The following is a 21,390-nucleotide window of genomic DNA, read 5'->3' on the forward strand; positions in this document are numbered from 1 at the left end:
ATATAAGTAGTGATGATGAATAAAATGTTTCACAGTTGTTTTTTCATGCAATGGGTTCTGTCGGCCGTTTTCGCTGCCGGAACCGCAGCCGCACAGGCGGGCGTTGTTGCGTACTGGGATTTTGAAGAGGGGTCGGCAGGAACCGCCGTTGTGTCGGCCGGAGACTCCGTCTCCGGGCTTGCAGCGGTTCCCGCGGCCGGAGACGTGCAGTATGTCGCTGGAAACGACAGTGCTGCCGCCATTGAATCCGGCATCCTGAAGGCGGAAGACCCCAATGGTATTTTGAACGGCCTGACCGAACTGAATATTACGTTCGACATCAACTTGGCGGCGGATGTAACAGGAGGAACCCAGGTTTGTGTCCGCAATGGATACAGTGACATTTCATTCAACGTCTATCTGCAGGCAGGTAATGCAATCCTGGCGCGGCTGACAGATGTTGATGGAAACGATCAAACGGTCAGGGCATATGGGTCGGACCTGTCAGCGGCCGTCGGCTGGCAGACCGTGTCTGTGGTTTGGACCGGCTCGGAGTTGTCGATTTCCGTTGATGGGGTCTTCCAGCTGCTGAACTATCAGGAGATTACCTCGGTTTCGGTTCCACTGGGCCGGTTGGTCGATTCCGATGCGGATTTTGGAATTGGAGGAATGATCCGGACCGATGGAACCACCAGCCAGAAACTGAATGGCAGCCTGGACAATATTGTAATTAGCAATACCGGTGCCGTCCCGGTGCTTTCGACCCATGCAGGAACCGTGGCTTCGTGGGATTTTGAGGAAGGCGTGACGGGCAGCAGCATTGTTGAAGCGTTGGATTCCGCTTCCGGGTTAACAGCGGTTCCTGCGACGGGGTCTCCGGTTTATGTGACCGGTTCCGGCGGCGGAGTTGCTGCCGGGGCCGGCATCCTGAAGGTGCCTGATTCGGCGAAGCGCCTGATTGGGTTTTCAAAATTTGAGATTATGTTTGATGTCGATTTGAATCAGGATGTAACGGATGGAACGCAGGCTTTTTTGAGAAACGGATACAGTACCGTTCCGCTGAATATATATCTTCAAAGCGATAATACGATTCTGGTCTGGTTAACGGATATAAACGGGAATGAGCAGATTACCAGGGCCTACCATTCGGATTTATCAGCCGCTGCCGGCTGGCAGACGGTTTCGGTTGTCTGGGATGGCCGGGCTCTTGCGATTTCGGTCGACGGAGTTGCCCAGCAGCTGAACAGCACGCCGAAAACCTTTGCGGTGGTTCTGTTGGATGAGCTGGCTGATCCTGATGCGGACTTCGGAATCGGCGGGATGATCCGTGCCAATGGAACGACCAGTCAGCAGCTGGATGGTTCACTGGATAATATAATAATCAAAACACCGGATCTGGTTGGAACGTTATCCTTTTTCGGTTTAGATGGATAATTGGATGTGTGTGATTTTTCTGGGGTAAAAGATATAATGAGTCCTTTTTGTTTTTTGATAGGTCGGCGCTGTGTTTTTCTGTATTTATGTTTTCTGTTTCTTTTCATTTTCACGGCCGGTTCTGAAACCATAGCCCAATGGGATTTTGAAAATGGATCCGGGACCGATGGAATTTCCGGGCTGACACCGTTGCCGTATGATTCCAGCGTTGTGACGCTGAACGACGGGGTGCTGCTGTTGGATAATCAGAATCGATCCGATGCCGAAGGGTCCATATGGGTCATTCCGGACGATCCTGTTTTGACCGGGCATGCCGATGGCGGATCGGGATATACTTCGCTGATTCTGGAAGCGGATGTGAAACCATCGGCAGTCAGCGAACAGATGCAGCTTATTCGAAAAATGGATGGAGAGCTCGGGTATCAACTTTTTATTCGAAAGGATGGCCGGATCAGTTTCCGGATACGAACCGACGAAGGAGCATTTGCTGCGACCAGTAAAAATGCAATAGCTGCGGACGGTCGGTGGCACCATATTGAGGCCGTTTGGGACAGCAGTCTTTGGAGTTATAACATACACCTTGCCGTGGATGGGGTTGTTGCCTGGAAGTCGACCAAAATTAAAAACCTGACCGATACGACGGGTCCGCTGACCATTGGCGGGCTGTATCGTTCGGCGGGGAATATCGGGCAGCGCTTTTCGGGGCAGATTGATAACGTTCAGATCAGCGTAGACCGTCCCGAAGTCATGCAGAAGCCAGGCAGGCCTCTCGAAGACCCGGCGGTTATGACCGGTCAGCATCTGACGAATCAGCCTGGGTTTTTGTCCATGCAGTTTGTGTATCAGGAACCGGTTACGCCGGAGTGTCATGCCGGCACTTTGGTGCAGCGCCCGGACGGTTCGGTGATGGCCGCCTGGTTTGGCGGTACTCATGAAGGACATGTGGATGTCCGGATCTGGCAGAGTGTGTTTGATGGATCTCGCTGGTCGGATCCTCGCGATGTTGTTGCTCAGGGAACGTTTAAAGACGGCAGTCCGAGTTCTGTCTTTAATCCGGTACTGTTCCAGTATCCGGATAGCGGTCCGATGCTTCTTTTCTATCTCAGTGGTAATTTTAATCCCGGAAATATGATGAGCAGCTATGATGGAGGCCGCACCTGGTCTGATTGGGTCGTTTTGCCGGGAGATATTCGAGGGGCTTCTAAAAATAAGCCGATTCTGTTGGATGACGGAACATTGATCTGTCCTGACAACGGGAATAAGGGGCTTAAGTTTGACCGGACCCGCGACTTTGGAAAAACATGGTTGGAGTCCGGCCTGACGCCGCCCGGCGAAATTGATGCGATTCAGCCGGCCCTTCTTGTGCATCAGGACGGCCGCCTGCAGGCGCTGGCCCGTTCTAAAACCGGATCCATTGTGACAACCTGGTCCGAAGACCAAGGGGCCACATGGTCTGCGTTGGAAAAAACATCTCTGCCGAATAATTATTCGGGAATTGATGCGGTGACGCTGTCCGATGGTCGGTTTGTGGTTGTTTATAATCATTCAGGTATGAAGAAGAATGGTGGTTGGGGAGCCCGCACGCCGTTGAACATTGCGGTGTCAGACGACGGAATTAACTGGTCGGCCGCTGTCGTCCTTGAAGACGAAGAGGGAGAATATTCCTATCCGGTGATCATTCAGTCTTCAGACGGAAGGCTGCATGTGCTCTACACGTGGCATCGCCTGCGCATGAAGCATGTGGTTCTTGATCCCGAAGCCTTTGAGCTGGCTCCGATCGTCGACGGAAAGTGGCCGAGCTTCTGAGTTTTCTGAACAGAACCCGCAGGTGTTTCCAATGATTGAAAAAAAACGGAACTTGCGGGGTTCATGCTTTCCAAGGTTTGGAATATTTATTCCGTCGTTGAGTCCGGCTGTTTCGGCAGCCGGTATTTCTCATGAGGTGCTTTTGTTGGTTACAGTATGTTCTGCTGCTGCTTCCGCCACTGTCCGGGCGGAATCCCGTGTATTTTCCGGAAGGTTCGAATGAAATAATTCACATCGGGATATCCGCAGATGGCGGCAACTTCTTTGACAGACAGGTACGGAGTTTGCAGTGCGAATTTTGCGGCCTGCATACGCTGGGTGTTTAAATATTGAAGCGGGCTGGTGTCGAGGTGTTCCCGGAAGAGCATCTGAAGGTGGCTGACGCTCATGTGCATGTGATCGGCAAGCTCCTTGATCAGCAGAGGTTTGTCCAGATTGTCATCAATGTACCGCAGGGTAACCCGTAGCATCGGCGGAATTGTTTTCTGTTCTTCGTGAAGAGAATGCTGGTGCCGGAGCTGTTTGAGAACAGCGGAAAAGACGGTGTCTGCGGCATCTTCTGCTGCCTGAAGCTGGCTGAGACGTATAGAGACCAGCAGCATCATGCATTTTTCAATAAAAGCAGCATCGGGCAGCGGAATCACGTGGGGCTCGGGAAATGTCAGCGATGCCGGTGCATTGAATCCGCAGAAGACCGTTTCGATCGGTTCTTCTGCGGCCTGGTCGTGCACCTGATGTGCCGGCATGGTGATAATGTCGCCGGCGCTTGCCTGGAGCGTATGCGGTCCGGCGTGCACTGTGCATGAGCCTTTTTTGATAAGGATCAGTTCGGAGCAGGCATGCGCGTGTTCGCGAATGTTGCTTTCGTAGCAGCAGCTGGCAAAGACCAGTTTGACGGATTCTGCCGTCGGCGGGGTTCGTTGTGAGAGCTTATCCATGCTGATACAGTTTCGACCGATCTGCGGCTGTTTGTCAATGTGCTATTAAGTCAGGTTTTTCAGAGAACTGTTTTTTTAGTCCGGCAGTTAATTTTTTAGAAGAGTGGTTTGTTTGGGTTGGTTGTGAGGTGATGTCCTGAGATGCTGTTCCGCCTGACTTAAGGTGTTTGTGTTAAAATGTGCTATAAATTGTCAGTTTGACAGGTTGTGAGATGTTTCGGAGACGGGGCATAATAAAAACACTCGGGGTTTTTTCCACGACGATGGGATACAGGAGTTGTTTAATGATTAGAATGTGTTGGCTTGTGCTTGTTGCCTGTTTTTTTCTGGCAGAGAGAGGGCTTTCCGACCTTACTTTGCCGACGGTTTTTGCGATCAAGCATTGGGGGTGTGGCGGGGCGGTGGATATTGGTATTGGAAACTCAGAGGAAAAGGCAATGGATTGGACGTTTTCCGGGAATGCCGCAGAGTACGTGTTGCGCCGGTTGGTTGTGTTTGTCAAATAGTGTTCTGCGGGAGTTGGGCCCGGGGCGGAGCTTTTAAAATTGGAGATGCTGATGTTTGTAATGAAAAAATGTGTATGTTTTGTTTTAGGGCCAGCCTTAATTAAAATGGTGGGGTGCTGTTTTGTTATGGGTGCTTTTTCGGTTTGTGCGGATTCTTTCAGTGATTCAGAAATTGTGTCGCTTTCCTTTGAATCCGGCCCGGATTGTTGTGATCAAAACGGTGTGGCTGGAAGTTATCTTAAAACCGATGCCGGCAGTAGCGAGTTATTTAGAGCATTCGGTTCGTTGATTTCCGGTCCGGTAACTGTTTCCTGCTGGATTAAAATCGACTCTTTTCCGGAAAATGGCGCTGCTGCATGGACAGATCAAAGTCCTATGACGGTTTATCGAATGTATCCTGCCGGTCACGATGTGGCGGCTTACTGCCGAATCTATAAGAAACGGGTGCGGGTCAGTTATTATCAAAGCGGTGTGCTGGATATTAATCTGGATGGTGTCACAGAGCTGGAAACCGATCAATGGTATCACATTACGGTTACAGATGACGGCGTTCGAGAAATTCGTTTGTACGTGAACGGGGTTTTGGACGCCAAGGCATCGAATGGGTTTTCGCGTCCGGCATGGGTAGGAATTAATTTGGTGCAGATGGGTGGCCGACGGCATTTGCTGGGCGGGTTGGATGAGCTTCGTGTTTTCAACAAAAGTTTATTGAGCGAGCAGGTGACGGGTCTGATGAAGGAAGGTGTTCGGTCGAGCGATCTTTCGGAAATTCAAAATTCCACATCCAAAAGCAGTTCGTTATATGGTTGGTATCCGGCTCTGAAAGTGAAGGATAATGTGTTGCATCCGCTGATTGACCAGTTGTGTTGCAGTGCTACGGTGCTTCCATGGTATGGTGCGAACTCTAAAGATTTGCTTCTGCGTGGGGCAGATAACATGCTCGGAACGCGGACGGCGGTTTATCGGTATCTGGGTGAGCATCAGGGGTTGCCTGTGTATGATTCCGGAACAACCATTAAGAATCTGCCCGGGAAAAATTATCAGGCGGTGGTTCGCGAAAACGGGCTGTTCGATATTTATGCGAATGGATATGAGACGATTTACGGCAAAAAGAGCATTATCCGTTATGTGAATTGCGGTGTGGCTGGGGCTCCGAAATTTGGCGAAGCGGAACTGGTGTTTGTTGATGGAGAGGATATTAGTTCTGCACTTGGCAGTAGGCAGCTTTCAGGTTGGTGCATTACTGATGTGGATGGCGATCAAACGCCGGATCTGCTGTTTGCGGGAATCACTGTTCCGGGCGAAGGATACTGGCCTTTTGGTCAGAGCCCGTGGTCAGGCCGGGATATGCCTCACATTGGTGCGGGCAAAGGGTATGATGTCCGCGGACAGTGGCTGGGGGGGCATCGAATCAGTGAGGTTTTTTGGGCGAAGGGCTCTCGGAATCGCAATGGAGATCTTAGCTTTTCTAATAGCCAGATGGTGTATGACCGAATGACGGGTAATTCGCTCAAATGGCTTTCCGGGGAGTCGGAGCGCGCTCTGAATGTGATAGAGTGCGAAGGGAAGCGCTATCTGCTTCAGACAGGGAGCGTAGATGAAATTCTGGCATTTCAAATGCAGTGGGAAGACGGGGATCTGGTTTGTGCTGCCGCTGAGAATGTGTTGGGCAGTGGGCCGACTGTGAGGGAAACCTATTTCCCTGCAAAGGTTGTTGTCGAGGATATGGATAACGATGGTGTTCCCGAGATTCTCCTCGACGGGAATCCTGGTCGCATTGTGATGCTGAAGGGATCTCGGATCGGAGCTTTTGAAGAAGTGGGTTCGGTTCTGATGAAGGGCGGTTCGGTTGCCGGAGATACGTTGGTTGCGCCTTGTCGCGTGGACTGGACTGGGAATGGGGCCGATGATTTGATTGTGGGGGATGCTTCCGGTTGGCTTGTGTTTTGGCCGGGAACCGATGATGCAACCGTTTATGGAACTCCGACGTTTATGAGAACGGGTGACGAAGTGGTTCACCATCAGGCTGGATATTCCGGTTCCATTCAGGGACCGAATGAAAAACGGTGGGGTTATCTCAAGCCAACGGTGGGGCACTGGAACGGTGATTCGAAGCCGGACCTGATTTCGAACGATATTGAGGGTCGCTTGTTTCTGTATGAACGGACCGATGATCCGATGGTGCTGACATCTCCGGTTCCATTTGCGCTGAACGGAAAGCCGTTGCAGATTGCATGGCGTGCTGGACCCGCCATCATTGACTCAAAATATGCGTATGGTGGTGCTGTACAAAGCGCATTGCTGTTGGTGGACTGGAACGGAAATTTGTCCGTTGGGGTTCCGCATCAGCCGGGTGGAACGAATTTTTCATCGATTGATAAGTTAACATATGAGGATGGCTCTCCCATGATCATGTGCGGCCCTGCCGGGCATTGGGGGCGGACTTGTGTTTCTGTTGTCGACTGGGATGAGGACGGTGTCTGGGATGTTGTTTGCGGTTCAATCAATGGCTGTAATCTTTATATTCTCGGCGAAAAGCTTAGCTCCGGTGGTACAACGCCGCTCTTTATCAGGAACATCGGATCAAACAGTGATCCGGTGTTTGCTCGTCCGGTGCCGATCCGAAAGGCGGATGGAAGCCTGTTGAATTTCAGGATTCATACGGCAACGCCATGGCCGACAGATCTGGACGGGGATGGACGCCTGGATCTTCTTGTTGGTGCGGAAGATGGCAAAGTCTACAGTTTGTATCGGGATGATCTTTCCTGGTAGAAGTTGCTCTTAGAGCTTTAGGTGGCTGCGTGAGTAGATCAAAAGAGAGAATCTTAGAATGATCAATGGTTTTCTGTTTGTGGCTTTTTCTTTTTTTCTGCGGCCGGAACCCATTGAATGTCGGACGGTTTATCAGAAATTTGACGGGACACAGGTTTGGTCCTCCAGTATTGGAAGTTCGGCGAATCTTCAGACGGTGATTGAGACCGGTGCTCAGTATTTGCACGCGGATTTTTTTCGCAACAGTTCTGATTCCGGACGAGTCGCAATCTGCGGGGAGCTGGGGAATGCTGCAATTCCGGCGGGAACGACAGCCGGCAATGTGCCTCCTTTCTGGATGGAGTTTGATACCAGAACTTTTGAGGGCAGCGGACTCAACACCTTTGTCGGTCTGTTTAATGATTCTGGCGATAATGATGACCATCCGCAACTGAACTGGATTGGTGCAGTACTTTCTGTTGGAGGAGTGCATGGGACGACCAAGAACAGTAGCGGATATTTGGCAAGCACACCAATAGCGCTGGACGGAACGGGCGTTTTGCACCGAGTCAAAATGAAGGTTTATAATACCGGGGAGCAAACCCTGATGGACGTTTCCCTGTACCGAATTGATGACGAGACATTTGAGGTGGAACAAATCAACGAGATCGCAGGTTTCGTTGTTCTTGATGAGGGCGAAAGCTTTGTGCAGGGACTGGATGTTTTTGGGGTTCGGAATAAAATTAATTCTGAGCAGATACCCCCGTCGTATCTTTCCGCCGATTTGGACAATCTGTATTTTTCTCTGGAAACGGCCAATAAAGAACAGCCGGTTCCGTCGTTTGCGCCCCTGTGTGTCAGTGCAAAACTATCGACAGGATCTCCGTATTTTGACCCGTGGAATACAGACCGCTGGTCCGAATGGTATTCTGGAACAAACCTGATTAAATCATTTGCCGTCGATTGTAATGTTGTGCTTGCCGATCGCGGAGGAAGCACCAACCGCTGGAAGCCATCTGTTTCTCAGCTTTCATCCGGACGATTGTTTTATCTCGGGAACTGTTCCCGAGGTATTACATTTGATGGAAATGGGCAATATATCGATGCACGCTTAGGAAAGGCATCGTCTGTGACGGTGCAAACTCTATACGAACATTACGAGGAATACTCTCACAGCATTCGTCATCCTCTGACAAATTGTTTCTACTGTGTTGGAATAGAAGAACCGACGTTTGATGAAACCATCATTCGTGACCTTTGGGTTTTTGGCTGTATTCATGCGTTTAGAACTGGTGGCATTTCTCATCCGGTGACGGTAGATGCGGTCAGATTTCGACAGAATTTCTGGAGTGCACTGCTGAGCGGAAAAAATACGACCATCAGTCATTGTAGTCTTATGGAGGGTGCGTGGGGCGGGTTATATTTGGGATATGGCTCTTCATTCAATCATATTGAATACGTTTCCTGGAGAGATAATAACTACCAGCAGCATAAGTATTACAGTGATATTGCAGTAGATTCCAGTTATGGGAACCTGATTGAGAACTGCACGCACGAAGCGCCTAGCGGCGGGGATTACCACGTTGCTGTTAAAATGTTTCGTAATATGGGAGAGGGGCCCGGTGGTATTGCTCATCATTTAAGAGAAACTCCACCCAATGACAACATTTTTAGAAATAACTCGATTGCCGGATACAGCGTTGGGTACGAAGCTGCTGCGCGAATGGGAGAGGATATTGTTTACGACCTCTCTGGAGAAGGGCGAGATTATGCTTCGTATAATCTTTTTGAAGACAACAGCTTTTTCAGCACATCTGTTGGCATTAAGGTGAATGTTTCAGGAAACTCTATTAGAGGAAACCTTTTCCAGAATGTGATACATCCGATAGTGCTTCATTGTGTGTTTTACAGCCTGACTGAAACACGAATTGAAGATCAGGATGGAACCCGAGTATCGTTCTGGGAGAAAAATTCTGATTATACAGGCAGTCCAGATTATGCAAAGTGGTTCTCTCTGCAGAACGATCTAAATTCTGATACAGATCCTTCTGAACGCTATTTCCATTTGAGTTATTCCGGGGCTCCTGCTTTTGACACTTTTACCGGCTCTTCCGTATTGGTCAAACAAACTGATAATAACACGTCCCAAATTATAAACCGATCTACAATGAAGGATGTTTATGCTTCGGGTGGAACGCCGGTGGATATAGCCATCGGTAATTTCTGGGATAGTAACCCGGGGGATGAAATTGCAATTATCTGGGATGCTCCGGTTTCGCGGATTGCAGGAACAAATTACTATTCAATTATTATTTATGACACAAACGGAATTGAAGTGAACCGTTGCGGGAAAAGTACGGTGCCATGGCGGGCGATTGCTTCTGGAAACTTTATCAGCCTTTTAGGGGATGAGATTGCGGCGGTTCCGGAAACGGCAGTTGACGGGAAATATCCGATTTATGTTTTTGCCCGGGGACGCGAACATGCCAGCTATACAAATATCCCGAACAATACAGTCAAAATTCATTGCTTGGCGGGAGGCGACTTTAATCCCTCATTGAGATTTGACGAAATCGCTTATGTAAGTTCGAGTGCAAGAACCGTTATTCAGCATGTGAAGCCATCGTCTGATTGGACTGAAGAGACCGTGAGTCCGTCCTGGATTCTTGATGTTGCAGCCGGAGATTTTGATTTGACCGCGGACGGAGACGAGATTGCAATGATTCGTAATACTCGTCGGGCTCTGGTCTATCTCTTCCATCCCGGTGATTTGACATATTATTCCACGGTCGGTCCGAATAGCGGTCCGACTTTCGGCGCTCTTGCCGCCGGAAATTTTGATGGGGATGCAACAGAAGAAATGGCGGTGGCTTTGGAAGATGTCGTTAACGGCGAGTATCCGATTCACTGCTTCAACCCAGGTGATAGTAGCGCGTTTAAGGAACTCAGCCAGAATGTACTGGGCGTCCCGGCACAGGCTATCGCAGCCTGTGATGTTACAGTGGGGGAAACCCTTGGTGTTTACGAACGTGCTCAGGGGTTTTTCAGCGCAGACTATGGCGCGACGATGTCGGATTGGGGGAAATGTATCGCGGTGTTGCCTTCTGCTCCGCAGATCACAGCTGTACCTGTTTTTCTTTTGAATGCCGCTCCTGCTGATAACACAGATGAATATCTCAAAGTCGTTCCGATAGTTAGATGAGCGTCAGTCAGGACATAGCTTGACCTTTTAGAATATAGTCATATTTATAAATTCATATCAGATGGATATTCATATTTTGGCCGGTAAAGCAGGCCGGATGATACATCTTCCAGTCTTTGGAATGAACGTCGATATGTCTCCGGGTATTTGCCAAAATGTGCTATCAATTGCCAGTTTGGCATATTGTGTGAAATCAGTTGTGATCATAGGATTTAGTACTGGATGATGAGAGTCCATTGAGGAGTAAACAGAGAGGAGATCATAATGATAAAATATGTAAGAATGATTGTCTGTTGGGTTGCCTTGGGATGTATGGGTTTGGGGCAGGCTGAAACCATTGCTTATTGGGGATGGAATGATCAGGGGGTTGAAGACGAAACGTTGGTCCAGAAAACCTACAATGAAGAGGGATCTTCAACGATGAATATCCAGAAGGCTAATTCGATTAATACGGCCGGACAGGCTCAGGATCCGGCGTTTACCCCTTATGGATATCATGAAACGGCATGGGAGTACAGCGGGGATCAATACGGTGCCAGTTCTTTTGCATCGTCCGATTATGAGACGATGAACGGGCTGGAATCTATGACGATCGAAGGGTTTTTCAAGTTAAGCGCATCGAATATCACGTATCGCCAGACAATTATTGATTTCTCAGATCTTGATACAGGCGCTCATAAGTTTGAGGTATCTGTTCGGCGATTTGCCGATGATGATTATCGATTAGAGTATTCGACGACCTCGCTGAGCGGAACTACAGAGAATGTTACATTAAAAGTCGGAGGGCTTCCTGTTGGGGATAACAATACGACTGGTCCGATAGCATTGGATGCATGGTACGGATTTGCGGTCACTGTGGCGGCAGACGATGATTCGGACGGGGATGCCCGTGTCGAGGCAACCATTATGGATATGGCAACCGGCGATGAGATTACTGCTGGAAAAAATGATGTTGATTTAATCAACCTGGATCTTACTGGAGATGCAAATCCGTATTTAACGATTGGGGGAGAGCTTGGAAACCGGTCTGTGCCGGACTCGGGGGCTCCGGTTTTGATTAATGACTTCAATGGGATTATTGATGAAATCCGCATTTCCACTGGTCTTGTGGCTCCGGAGGATCGCTTGTATAATATTCTTTCTTTTCCAGGAGATCCGACGATTGAAGCGATTGACGACATCGCCATTGAGGTTATCGGGGGTACAAATGCAGTGTTGAGCTGGATGGGGGACAGTGTCGGTACTTATACACTTCAGTATCGATCGACTTTGGACAGCGGAGCGTGGAGCAATCTGGTCGAAAATATTCCAGGTGTTGATGCGATGATGTCGGTGACTAATCCAATTACAGGTTCGCTGGGGTTTTATCGAACAACGGCCGAATAGGAGTTTTATCGGGTACATTTTTTCGAACTGGTTTTGGTTCAGGTCTCTGATCTTGATTTTGCCACGACATTGCATGTGCATGAAGCATGCCGGGTTCTGTTTGTCTCCTAAAGATAAAGCAGAGGGTTTGTGATAGAAAGCTAGCCGGTACGGATAGATCGGGCTTCTGACGGCTGAGTCTATTGTTCTATTTGGACTGGATCTTTAAATCGGTGTGGAATGAAAAGCTTCTTTGGTTTTGAAAGCAGAATATAAATGATGGATACATTACACATCCGGTTTCTGGATATTCTTGTTCTGGTGCTTTATTTTGGAGCGACAATCGGGATTGGGCTGTTTTTTTCGCGGAAAAATACAAACACTGAAGAGTATTTTCTGGGTGGTCGTTCCTTTCCCGGTTGGGCGCTCGGGCTGAGTCTTGTTGGAACCTGCATGAGTTCCATTACGTTTCTGTCTCACCCGGCCGATGCGTTCAAAACGACATTTGTACGAATGTCCACGATGATCAGTTTTCCGCTGGTTTCCCTGTTCGCGGTGTTCATACTGCTTCCGTTTTTCCGCCGGGGAACTATTTCTTCTGCTTATGAATATCTGGCGAGGCGGTTTGGAAAATCTGTTTCCTGCTATGCAGCCTGCATCTTCTTCCTGATTCAGGTGATCCGGATCAGTACGATTCTCTACCTGATTTCTTTGCTGATTCATACCGTGCTCGGGTTGAATTTCATGACCTGTCTTGTGCTGGCGGGCGGCATCACCGCGTTGTATACCGTCAGTGGCGGCTTTGATGCAGTCATCTGGACGGATGTTCTCCAGACAATCACGTTGATCTTTGGTTCGGTGATTATTGTCGGACTGGTTTCTGTTCATACGTCTGGTGGATTATCAGCGTTGGTTCAGGCCGCATTTGAACACGGGAAATTTTCTCTGGTCCGTGACTTGGATTCGTCAAACGGCCTGTTGGAACCGTTAAAAAGCGGATTCTCCCTGACGGATAAAACCCTGCTTATGCTCTTGATCATGGGTGTTGTTCAATACCTGACCGGACAGTTTGATCAGACCAGCATTCAACGCTGGTGTTCGGCAAAGTCTCCGCATGAGGCCAGGAAAGCAATCTATGTCCTCGCATTGTCAGCGGTTCCGATCTGGGCCAGCTTTATGTTCGCGGGAACCATGCTGTGGGCATTCTTTTATTTTCATCCGGATCCGGCGGTGACGGAAATGCTTTCCGGAGTTCGCAAGGCGGAAGAGATCGTTCCTTACTTTGTGGTTAACTATATGCCGCCCGGCCTTTCTGGTCTGCTGATTGCCGGGGCACTGGCTGCGGCGATGTCGTCACTCAGTTCCAGCATCAACGCCGCCAGCATGGTTTGGGTTCAGGATATCTATAAGCCGTATCTCGTGAAGTCCAAAACAGATAAGCATTATCTGCGGGTCGGATTTGTCTCGGCCGGGATTGTTTCTTTGCTGATGCTGATCGGTGCCTATCTTTTTTATACAGCGAATACAAAAACCCTGAATGATCTGGGGCTGATCATTACCAGTGTCTGTGCCGGTGGTATGCTCGGGGTTTTTCTTTTTGGAGTGCTGACACGGCGCGGGGATTATCGGGCCATCTGGGCTGCGCTGGCAGTGAATGCGGTATTCACCAGCTACATTCTGCTGGATAACAGCGGAGTGATTCCCGATTTCGCATCTCTCTCGATAGACCTCTATTTTACAGCCCTGATCGGCAATTCACTGACCTTTTTGACGGCGTTTCTGGCCAGCTTTGTCTTTAAAACAAAAATTACTGATTTCACCAACCTGACGGTTTGGGATCAGGAGGATATCCCGCTTGTGTAGCAGCATTTTCGGAAAGGATTTATGATGAGAGAAACAGCAGGTGCTTTTGGAAAAACACGGCTTTTGATCGATACCGACGCCAATAATGAAACGGACGATCAGCACGCGATTGCTTACGCACTGTTCAGTGATGAGTCGCTGGACGTTGAAGGCATCACGGTGAATCAGACCCATAACGGTGGAACGGTTGATGTGCAGATGGAAGAGGCGGTTCGCATTGTTAAGCTGTGCGACCGCTATCCGGACATTCCGATGTATAAAGGAGCCAACGGAAACCTTAAGGATATTCTTCCCCATCTTGACACACCGGACTTTGATGGCCATGAAGCGGTCGATTTTATTATTGAGCAGGCGCTTAAAGAGTCGGATTCAAAACTGGTTCTTCTTCCGATCGGCAAGCTGACGAATATTGCTCTGGCATTGGCGAAGGCTCCGGAAATTATCCCGAATGTCCGGGTGGTCTGGCTCGGTTCCAACTTCCCGGCGGAGGAAGATGTTGAATATAACCTGACCAGCGACCGGGATGCGGTTCGATACCTGCTGGACTGTCCGGTTGAGTTTGAAATGGTCACGGTTCTTTTTGGCGATCCGGAAGGAACCTGGGGTCTTAAGGTTTCCCAGGAGGAGATTCTTAGAACCATGCCGGGGGTCGGGCCGCGCATTTCTGAGCCTGTAACGGGGCGGCATGGCGGTGAATTTTTCTGTTTTGGAGATTATTCTGCCAATCTGTACGCCAATGCTCCCCAGCACGGAACACCGCCGGGACGACCGCTGTTCGACGTGGGTGCGGTGGCTGTCGTGAAAAATCCGGAATGGGCCAGAGCGACCGTTATCCCGCGCCCGATGCTGGTCGATCGAGGTTGGAGCCTTCGTCCGGAGAATTCCATGAAAATGGTTGTTTGGGATTGTTTTAACCGAACCGAAATCATTTCGGACTTTTTTGAAACCATGGAAGCCTGCCGCATGTGCAGTTGCTGACAAACAGTGCATAACAGAATCTAAAACAGGGAGTGCGTGTGTCTTTAGAGAATGGATTTTTAAAAGGAATTATTCCCCCGCTGGTTACACCGTTGCTGGGACGTGATGAGCTGGATACGGAAGGACTTGAAAAACTGGTTGAACATATTTTGGCGGGTGGTGTTCACGGGCTTTTTGTTCTGGGAACAACGGGCGAAGCGCCGGGCCTGAGCTATCGACTGCGCCAGGAAATTATTTCCCGGACCTGCCGTCAGGTTGCGGGCCGCGTCCCGGTCGTCGTTGGCATTACCGATACGTCCTTTGCCGAGTCTGCTAATCTTGCACGCTTCTCTGCGGATTCCGCCGCGTCCGCCGTTGTGTTGGCCCCGCCGTATTATTTTCCCGCCGGGCAGCCCGAGCTGCTGGAGTATATTGAGCACCTCGTTCCAGAGCTTCCGCTTCCGCTGGTGCTTTACAATATGCCAAGTCACACCAAACTGGTGTTCGAGCCGGATACCGTCCGAAAAGCCATGGATATTCCGGAGGTGATCGGGCTGAAAGACAGTTCGGCCAATATGGTGTATTTTCATCGCCTGCAGCTGTTCCTGAAAGAGCGGCCGGACTTTACTCTGCTGGTCGGGCCGGAGGAGCTGTTGGGAGAAACGGTTCTGCTGGGCGGGCACGGCGGTGTCTGCGGCGGAGCCAACCTTTTTCCCCGGCTTTATGTTCGTTTATATGAAGCGGCGGTGGCCGGCGATCGGACCCGGGTTGAAGAACTCCATGAGCTGGTCATGCAGATCAGTTCCACGATTTACAGTGTCGGCCATTATGGCTCGAGCTTTCTCAAAGGCATCAAATGTGCGCTGGCTCTCGAAGGAATCTGCAGCGATTTCATGGCAGAACCCTTTCATCGTTTCAATGCCCCGGAAAAGGCCCGGATTTCTGAATATCTGGATAAGTTCAACCCCATCATCAACAGTCAATGCTGTTGATTGCTGGATGAAACTTTATGGAGTAATGGGCCGGGTGTGTAAATTTTACCACCCGGAAAGACGACAGCATATTGGGCGGCGCGTGGGTATAAACAGCTGTTTGAAAACCCTGAAAGGAGCTTCCAATGGCTGGGAAAAATCAGAACTCGTGGATCACTAAACTTCCAAAGATTGGAATTCGTCCGACCATTGACGGCCGTTACGGCGGCGTGCGCGAATCGCTTGAAGACCAGACGATGAACATGGCGAAGAGCGCCGCAACGCTGATCAGTGAAAATCTGAAATACCCGAACGGTGAACCGGTTGAGTGTGTTATTGCCGATACCTGCATTGGTGGTGTGGCTGAAGCTGCGGCCTGTGCCGAAAAATTTGACGGCGAAAACGTTGGGATTTCACTCACCGTAACCCCCTGCTGGTGCTACGGCTCCGAAACCATGGACATGGATCCGATTCGCCCCAAAGCTGTCTGGGGCTTCAACGGCACCGAACGTCCCGGCGCGGTCTACCTCGCCGCCGTGCTCGCCGGACACACCCAGAAAGGTCTTCCGGCATTCGGGATCTATGGTCGCGATGTGCAGGACGCCGGCGACACCTCTGTTCCGGAAGATGTGCAGGAAAAAATACTTCGTTTTACCAAAGCCGGCCTCGCGGTAGCCATGATGCGCGGCAAATCCTACCTCTCCATGGGCGGGTGCTCGATGGGAATTGCCGGATCCATTGTCGACCAGAATTTCTTCGAAGACTACCTTGGCATGCGCGTGGAAGCCATCGACCTGACCGAATTCACCCGCCGTATGCGCGACGGGATTTATGACAAGGCCGAATACAGCAAAGCCCTTAAATGGGTGAAAACCAACTGCCCGGAAGGACACGACCCGAACAAGGGGAAAGCCAGGCGCAGCCGCGGGAAACTGGATGCCGAGTGGGAAGATTCCGTCAAAATGGCAATGATCACCCGCGATCTGATGGTCGGAAATGACAAGCTCGATAAAATGGGATACAAGGAAGAAGCCCGCGGTCACAACGCGATTCTTTCCGGCTTTCAGGGGCAGCGCAACTGGACCGACTGCTTCCCGAACGGCGACTTCCTCGAAGCCATCTCCAACAGCTCCTTCGACTGGAACGGCATTCGCATGCCGCGTCTGGTCGCCACTGAAAACGACAGCCTCAACGGCGTGCCGATGCTTCTCAGCTACCTGCTTACCAACACCGCGCAGGTCTTTGCTGACGTTCGTACTTACTGGAGTCCGGAAGCAATTAAGCGCGTTACCGGTTACGAAGTGGAAGGCGTTGCCGCAGGCGGCCTGATCCATCTCATCAACTCCGGTTCTGCGTCGCTCGACGGAAGCGGTCAGCAGTCCATAGACGGTAAGCCCGCCATGAAACCGTTCTGGGAAATCACCACCAAAGAAAAGAATGCCTGCCTGAAAGCCACCACATGGCATCCGTCAGACGGCGGCTATTTCCCCGGCGGCGGCTGGTCCTCCAAGTTTGTTTCCAAAGGCGGAATGCCGATCACGATGAGCCGTGTGAACATCGTCAAAGGCCTCGGTCCGGTTCTGCAGCTCGCCGAAGGGTGGACTGCTGAGCTTCCGGAAAAAGTGCATAAAACACTCGATGACCGCACTAACAACACCTGGCCGACCACCTGGTTCGCTCCGCGCATTACCGGCAAAGGCGCCTTCACCGACGTTTACAGCGTGATGGCCAAGTGGGGTGCCAACCACGGTGCATTCAGTTATGGCCACATCGGGGCGGACCTGATTACGCTGGCCTCCATGCTGCGCATTCCGGTTTTCATGCACAACGTGGAAGAAAGCGATGTGTATCGCCCGAGCGCATGGAACTCTTTCGGAACCGAAGGAATCGAAGGCGCCGATTTCCGTGCCTGCCAAACTTACGGACCAATCTACGGCTAGATTCGGCTCAAACCTGTAAGCCCGGTCTCCAGACTTTGGAAAGATACTGTGTCGCAGTGCAGTTGCTTTTCCAATGTTTGGAAAACCGGGTTTTTCTGTTATCCTGCCCGGATGAAGCTTCTTCGTAGACCTTTGAGGCACTATTTGATCGCGGCCGGTGTTTTGTGCCTGCTTGTTTTGTCCCGCTGTCATTTTATTGCGCCGGCCCTGCGCAAACCGGACGCGGTGATGCAGATGAAAACCACCGGGTACTGCGCCTGTGGCAAATGCTGCAGCTGGAAAATCAACTGGTACGGCCTTCCGGTCTATTCATCCGGATCGCTGAAAGGACAGTTTAAGGTTGTCGGAAAAACCGCCAGCGGAAAAATGGCCCGCCCCGGCACCGTTGCCGTCGATCCAAGGCTTTTTCCAATGGGAACCAAATTCTATATTCCCGGCTATGGCTGGGGAATTGCCCGCGACACGGGCGGCGATATCAAAGGCCGCCATCTGGATCTTTTTTTCTGGCTCCACGCCTCCGGCAGACACTGGGGCGTGAAGAGCAAAAAGGTCAAAGTCTGGTTTCCTGGGAATTAAAGACTCCACGGCAGACGGCCGGGAGAGTTTGTGTCGAGCTGGCCGGATGCGAGCAGGTCATCGAGCTGGGCCAGCAGGCGCGGTTTGTCTTTTGGAAAGCGGCCTTCGAGCGGAATAATGTTCGACGAGTGATCCGAACGGAAAACCGTTGAGTCCAGTTCGAGGTTTGCGATCTGTTCCCGCAGTTCTTTCACCGCCTGAAATTCCGTGACCATTTTGAATCCGCTTTTATAGAGCGGTGTGTTGGGAGTCGTTACCAGACGCAGGGCGGAGAGCAGGCGCGGCTGCATTTTATTCAGAACGTCGGCCGTGGCATGGGCATGAAGGGTGGAGCGCCGTTCCCCGGCGAGACCGGTGAGGATCATAACGGACATGCGCAGTCCTGCGGCCTGTGCGCGTTGTCCGGCCTCTATCATTTGTTCGGCGGTTTCGCGTTTGTTAACGGTTTTGAGTGTCTCGTTGTCGCCGCTTTCGAGTCCCATGTAGAGTGTGTTGAGCTTCAGCTCTTTCAGGCGTTGGAGCTCGTCATCGGTTTTGGCCAGAATGGATGTTCCGTTGGCGTAGATGCCGACGCGCGCGAGGCGGCTGAATTTTTCGTTCAGCGAAAGCAGCATGGTTTCCAGGGTTTGGAAATCCAGATGCATTACATCGCCGTCGGCGAGAAAGATGCGCCGTGCGTCCGGCCACATTTTCCAATGTTTGGAAATTTCGCGCTCGGCGTTTTCCAGCCCTTGGAAATGATATTTCACGCCCTTGTACATGCCGCAGAAGGTGCAGCCGTTCCACGGGCATCCGTCGGCGACCCGGATGATCAGGCTGTCCGCTTCGCCCGGCGGCCGGTAGAGAGTATGAGTTTTTCCAAACATTGGAAAAACATAGCAGAGCGACGGCCGCGAAGAAAGATTTGCGGTTTCCGTTTTATGGACAAAAGAGCATCATTGCGGGAATGAAAGAACACATGGCTCAATTCAGGTTCTACGAGGAGTTGAACGATTTTCTTCCTCCGGATCAGCGCAAAGAGGCCGTGAATTACAGCTTTAATGGCTGCCCGGCCATTAAAGATCCGATTGAAGCGATGGGGGTGCCGCATACCGAGGTGGAGCTGATTATTGTCAACGGCGAGTCCGTCGGGTTTGAGTACCGGTTGCGGGTCGGCGACCGCGTTGCCGTTTATCCGGTTTGTGAGAGTCTGGATGTCTTACCGTTGGTTCGGTTGCGTCCGGAGCCGCTGCGCCGCACGGCGTTTGTGCTGGATGTTCATCTCGGCAAGCTGGCACGCATTCTGCGGTTGCTCGGGTTTGATGTTCTTTACCGGAACGATTTTAACGACGAGGAGATCATCCGGATTTCACTGGCTGAACATCGCATTATTCTGACCCGCGACCGTCCGATGCTTTTCAACAAAATCATTACCCACGCTCACTGGCTGCACAGCACCGATGCTGAAGAACAGGCGGTCGAGGTGCTCCAGCGGTTTGATCTCTTTGGTCGGGTTCAGATGTTTCATCGCTGTCCTGTCTGTAACGGATTTGTTCAGCCGGTGGAGAAAGAGCATGTTCTAGACCGCCTGGAGCCTCTGACCAAAAAGTACTATGATCTCTTTTTTAAATGCAGTGACTGCGGAAAAATCTACTGGCAGGGAACGCATTACGACCGCATTCTCCAGCGCCTTGAACGCATCCGCCGGTCATGACATGGATGATCGCAGGTATCCTGCCTGCTTTGATGCCCAACGCTCATCGTTTGAGAGGGGACGGATCGCGACTCATAGTTCTCGTTTCAAGGATTTCCATGATTTTATAGGTTCCGCATTTGCGGGCTTTGAGGAATCCGCTTCAGGCGGCTTCGGCCAGTCGTCCTTCGCTGAGTAGGTCGAACAACCATTCGGCGGCATAACGCGGATCATCCTGAGGAATGCCAGCCTGAATCTCCATCAGCCATTTGGCGTTGAAACGTTCCTGCGCACCGAGCGGCGAGGACATGATGATCGGTATGCCGAGTCCGCAGTAGAAGGAGAGTTCGCTGGGTTTGGTCCAGAGAATGTCGGTGGTGCGGATGACTTGGGCGAATTGGTCGAAGTAGTCCTGCTGATCGGCACCGAAAATAATCTGCAGGTTTGGCGAGCCGGGAAGCAGGTCGTTTTTCACCTGTTCAAAAAAGTCGCGGACATCTTCGCGTACGCCGGCCACCAGATTGAGCCGGATGTCTCCGGTCGCAATTTTTCGAAGCAGGCTGACGGCAATCTGCTGTCCGGTCTCGCGCTGAGCACCGGCTCCGCTGACGGCATACGTCAGTGTCAGCGGCCGGTCGGTGGCCGGTCGGAAATTCTCCGAGCCGAGAAAATGCTGCACATTCAGACCGTGCAAAGGGTGAAAGCGTTTGGCGGGGTCGAGATGAATCAGCCGCTGTCCCAAGTCTGCGCGGAGTATATCCAGATTTGGGCCGCCCAGCGTTTCTTCCGGAAGCGGGAAGCCGGTCAGGAAAATCCGCTCGTCAGGGACGCCGTAGCTTTTCAGGCGCTGCAGGGCGCGGCCGCAGGGAACGAAATAGCGAATGCGGCTGGCCCGCGGATTTTTTGCCACCCATGCCCGGCTGATTTCCGCGTCACAGATGATGCAGTAGACCGGGTCGTATCCAGCATGGTCGGCAGCGATGGCCGGCAGCATGAACGAAGTGATCATCGGCAGCGGTTTTGTGCGCATTCTCCGAATCAGTTCATCGCCGATTCCTTTGTGAATCAGTCGGTCCATTAAATGAACCTGATAGGTTGGGCGGGAGAGGTCGCGCAGCGGATAAAACGGGGCAATTTCCTGGAGTTGATCCGGCATGCCGAACAGCGGTTTTCCAATGATTGGAACCGAGCGGATGCGGGAGAGAAATTCATAGGAACGGCGGGTCCGCTCCTAGAGTTTTTTCTTTTGAAGAACAGACTTCGGGACTGCCGGCCGGTAGAATACCGCCTTCGGCAAGTTGCCGCAGCGGATTGGCCGCCCGCTGGTGGCCAAGACCCATATCGCCGAAACTACCCACGCTCGAGTATTCGTGACGCCTGTCATGGCGCAAACATGCCGTATGGGCTCAAAAAAGGAAACCCCGGAGTTC

The 21,390-nt window shown here is 51.2% G+C and carries 15 protein-coding genes; 12 read left to right on the forward strand and 3 right to left on the reverse strand.

Translation table 11 applies throughout. The features are described from left to right. Positions 1–24: 24 nt before the first annotated feature. Together GT409_RS08165 and GT409_RS08170 are read left to right on the forward strand one after the other, a co-directional pair. Positions 25–1,413, forward strand: coding sequence for a hypothetical protein (locus tag GT409_RS08165; RefSeq protein WP_160628611.1), 1,389 nt, complete (start codon positions 25–27; stop codon positions 1,411–1,413). Between the two features lie 36 nt (positions 1,414–1,449). Further along, positions 1,450–3,219: an exo-alpha-sialidase gene (locus GT409_RS08170; protein ID WP_160628612.1), complete on the forward strand. Its 1,770-nt coding sequence runs from the start codon at positions 1,450–1,452 to the stop codon at positions 3,217–3,219. 149 nt (positions 3,220–3,368) lie between these two features. Here the strand turns inward: GT409_RS08170 and GT409_RS08175 are convergent, their stop codons facing one another. Then, complete coding sequence (locus GT409_RS08175; RefSeq protein WP_160628613.1) at positions 3,369–4,157, reverse strand: helix-turn-helix transcriptional regulator; 789 nt, start codon at positions 4,155–4,157, stop codon at positions 3,369–3,371. A 284-nt stretch (positions 4,158–4,441) separates the two neighbouring features. On the opposite strand from GT409_RS08175, the gene GT409_RS08180 reads away from it, so the two are divergent. The 9 genes from GT409_RS08180 (at position 4,442) to GT409_RS08220 (ending at position 18,288) form a co-directional block, all read left to right on the forward strand. Then, complete coding sequence (locus GT409_RS08180) at positions 4,442–4,663, forward strand: hypothetical protein (protein WP_160628614.1); 222 nt, start codon at positions 4,442–4,444, stop codon at positions 4,661–4,663. A gap of 126 nt (positions 4,664–4,789) precedes the next feature. Then, entirely contained in the window at positions 4,790–7,435 is a 2,646-nt protein-coding gene (locus tag GT409_RS08185) for a LamG-like jellyroll fold domain-containing protein (RefSeq protein ID WP_160628615.1), read from the forward strand. A gap of 337 nt (positions 7,436–7,772) precedes the next feature. Further along, on the forward strand, positions 7,773–10,616 hold the full coding sequence (locus tag GT409_RS08190) for a right-handed parallel beta-helix repeat-containing protein (protein ID WP_160628616.1): 2,844 nt from the start codon (positions 7,773–7,775) through the stop codon (positions 10,614–10,616). A 264-nt stretch (positions 10,617–10,880) separates the two neighbouring features. Next, positions 10,881–12,002: a hypothetical protein gene (locus tag GT409_RS08195; RefSeq protein WP_160628617.1), complete on the forward strand. Its 1,122-nt coding sequence runs from the start codon at positions 10,881–10,883 to the stop codon at positions 12,000–12,002. A 255-nt stretch (positions 12,003–12,257) separates the two neighbouring features. Then, positions 12,258–13,844: a sodium:solute symporter family transporter gene (locus tag GT409_RS08200; protein ID WP_160628618.1), complete on the forward strand. Its 1,587-nt coding sequence runs from the start codon at positions 12,258–12,260 to the stop codon at positions 13,842–13,844. 21 nt (positions 13,845–13,865) lie between these two features. Then, a complete protein-coding gene (locus GT409_RS08205; RefSeq protein ID WP_160628619.1) occupies positions 13,866–14,822 on the forward strand; it encodes a nucleoside hydrolase in 957 nt (318 codons plus the stop codon). Positions 14,823–14,860: 38 nt separating this feature from the next. Beyond that, positions 14,861–15,793, forward strand: coding sequence for a dihydrodipicolinate synthase family protein (locus tag GT409_RS08210; protein ID WP_160628620.1), 933 nt, complete (start codon positions 14,861–14,863; stop codon positions 15,791–15,793). A gap of 125 nt (positions 15,794–15,918) precedes the next feature. Next, positions 15,919–17,712, forward strand: a complete 1,794-nt coding sequence (locus GT409_RS08215) for an L-fucose isomerase (RefSeq protein ID WP_160628621.1) — start codon at positions 15,919–15,921, stop codon at positions 17,710–17,712. A gap of 228 nt (positions 17,713–17,940) precedes the next feature. Continuing rightward, positions 17,941–18,288 (forward strand): 3D domain-containing protein, encoded by a 348-nt coding sequence (locus GT409_RS08220; RefSeq protein WP_233231502.1) that lies wholly within the window; start codon positions 17,941–17,943, stop codon positions 18,286–18,288. Here GT409_RS08220 and GT409_RS08225 read toward each other — a convergent pair. Continuing rightward, positions 18,285–19,154, reverse strand: coding sequence for a radical SAM protein (locus GT409_RS08225; protein ID WP_160628622.1), 870 nt, complete (start codon positions 19,152–19,154; stop codon positions 18,285–18,287). The two genes, GT409_RS08220 and GT409_RS08225, sit on opposite strands and share 4 nt — an antisense overlap. Positions 19,155–19,234: 80 nt before the next feature. Here GT409_RS08225 and GT409_RS08230 point away from each other — a divergent pair, with 80 nt between their 5' ends. Beyond that, the gene (locus tag GT409_RS08230; protein ID WP_160628623.1) at positions 19,235–19,981 is read left to right on the forward strand and encodes a Mut7-C RNAse domain-containing protein; all 747 of its coding nucleotides are present in this window, start codon (positions 19,235–19,237) and stop codon (positions 19,979–19,981) included. Positions 19,982–20,123: 142 nt separating this feature from the next. Here GT409_RS08230 and GT409_RS08235 read toward each other — a convergent pair whose 3' ends face one another. Beyond that, positions 20,124–21,116 carry a DUF6938 domain-containing protein gene (locus GT409_RS08235; RefSeq protein WP_233231503.1) on the reverse strand — a complete coding sequence of 331 codons (993 nt, stop codon included), beginning with the start codon at positions 21,114–21,116 and terminating at the stop codon, positions 20,124–20,126. Between the last annotated feature and the right edge of the window lie 274 nt (positions 21,117–21,390).

The sequence above is a fragment of the Tichowtungia aerotolerans genome (assembly GCF_009905215.1).
GTDB classification, from domain to species: domain Bacteria; phylum Verrucomicrobiota; class Kiritimatiellia; order Kiritimatiellales; family Tichowtungiaceae; genus Tichowtungia; species Tichowtungia aerotolerans.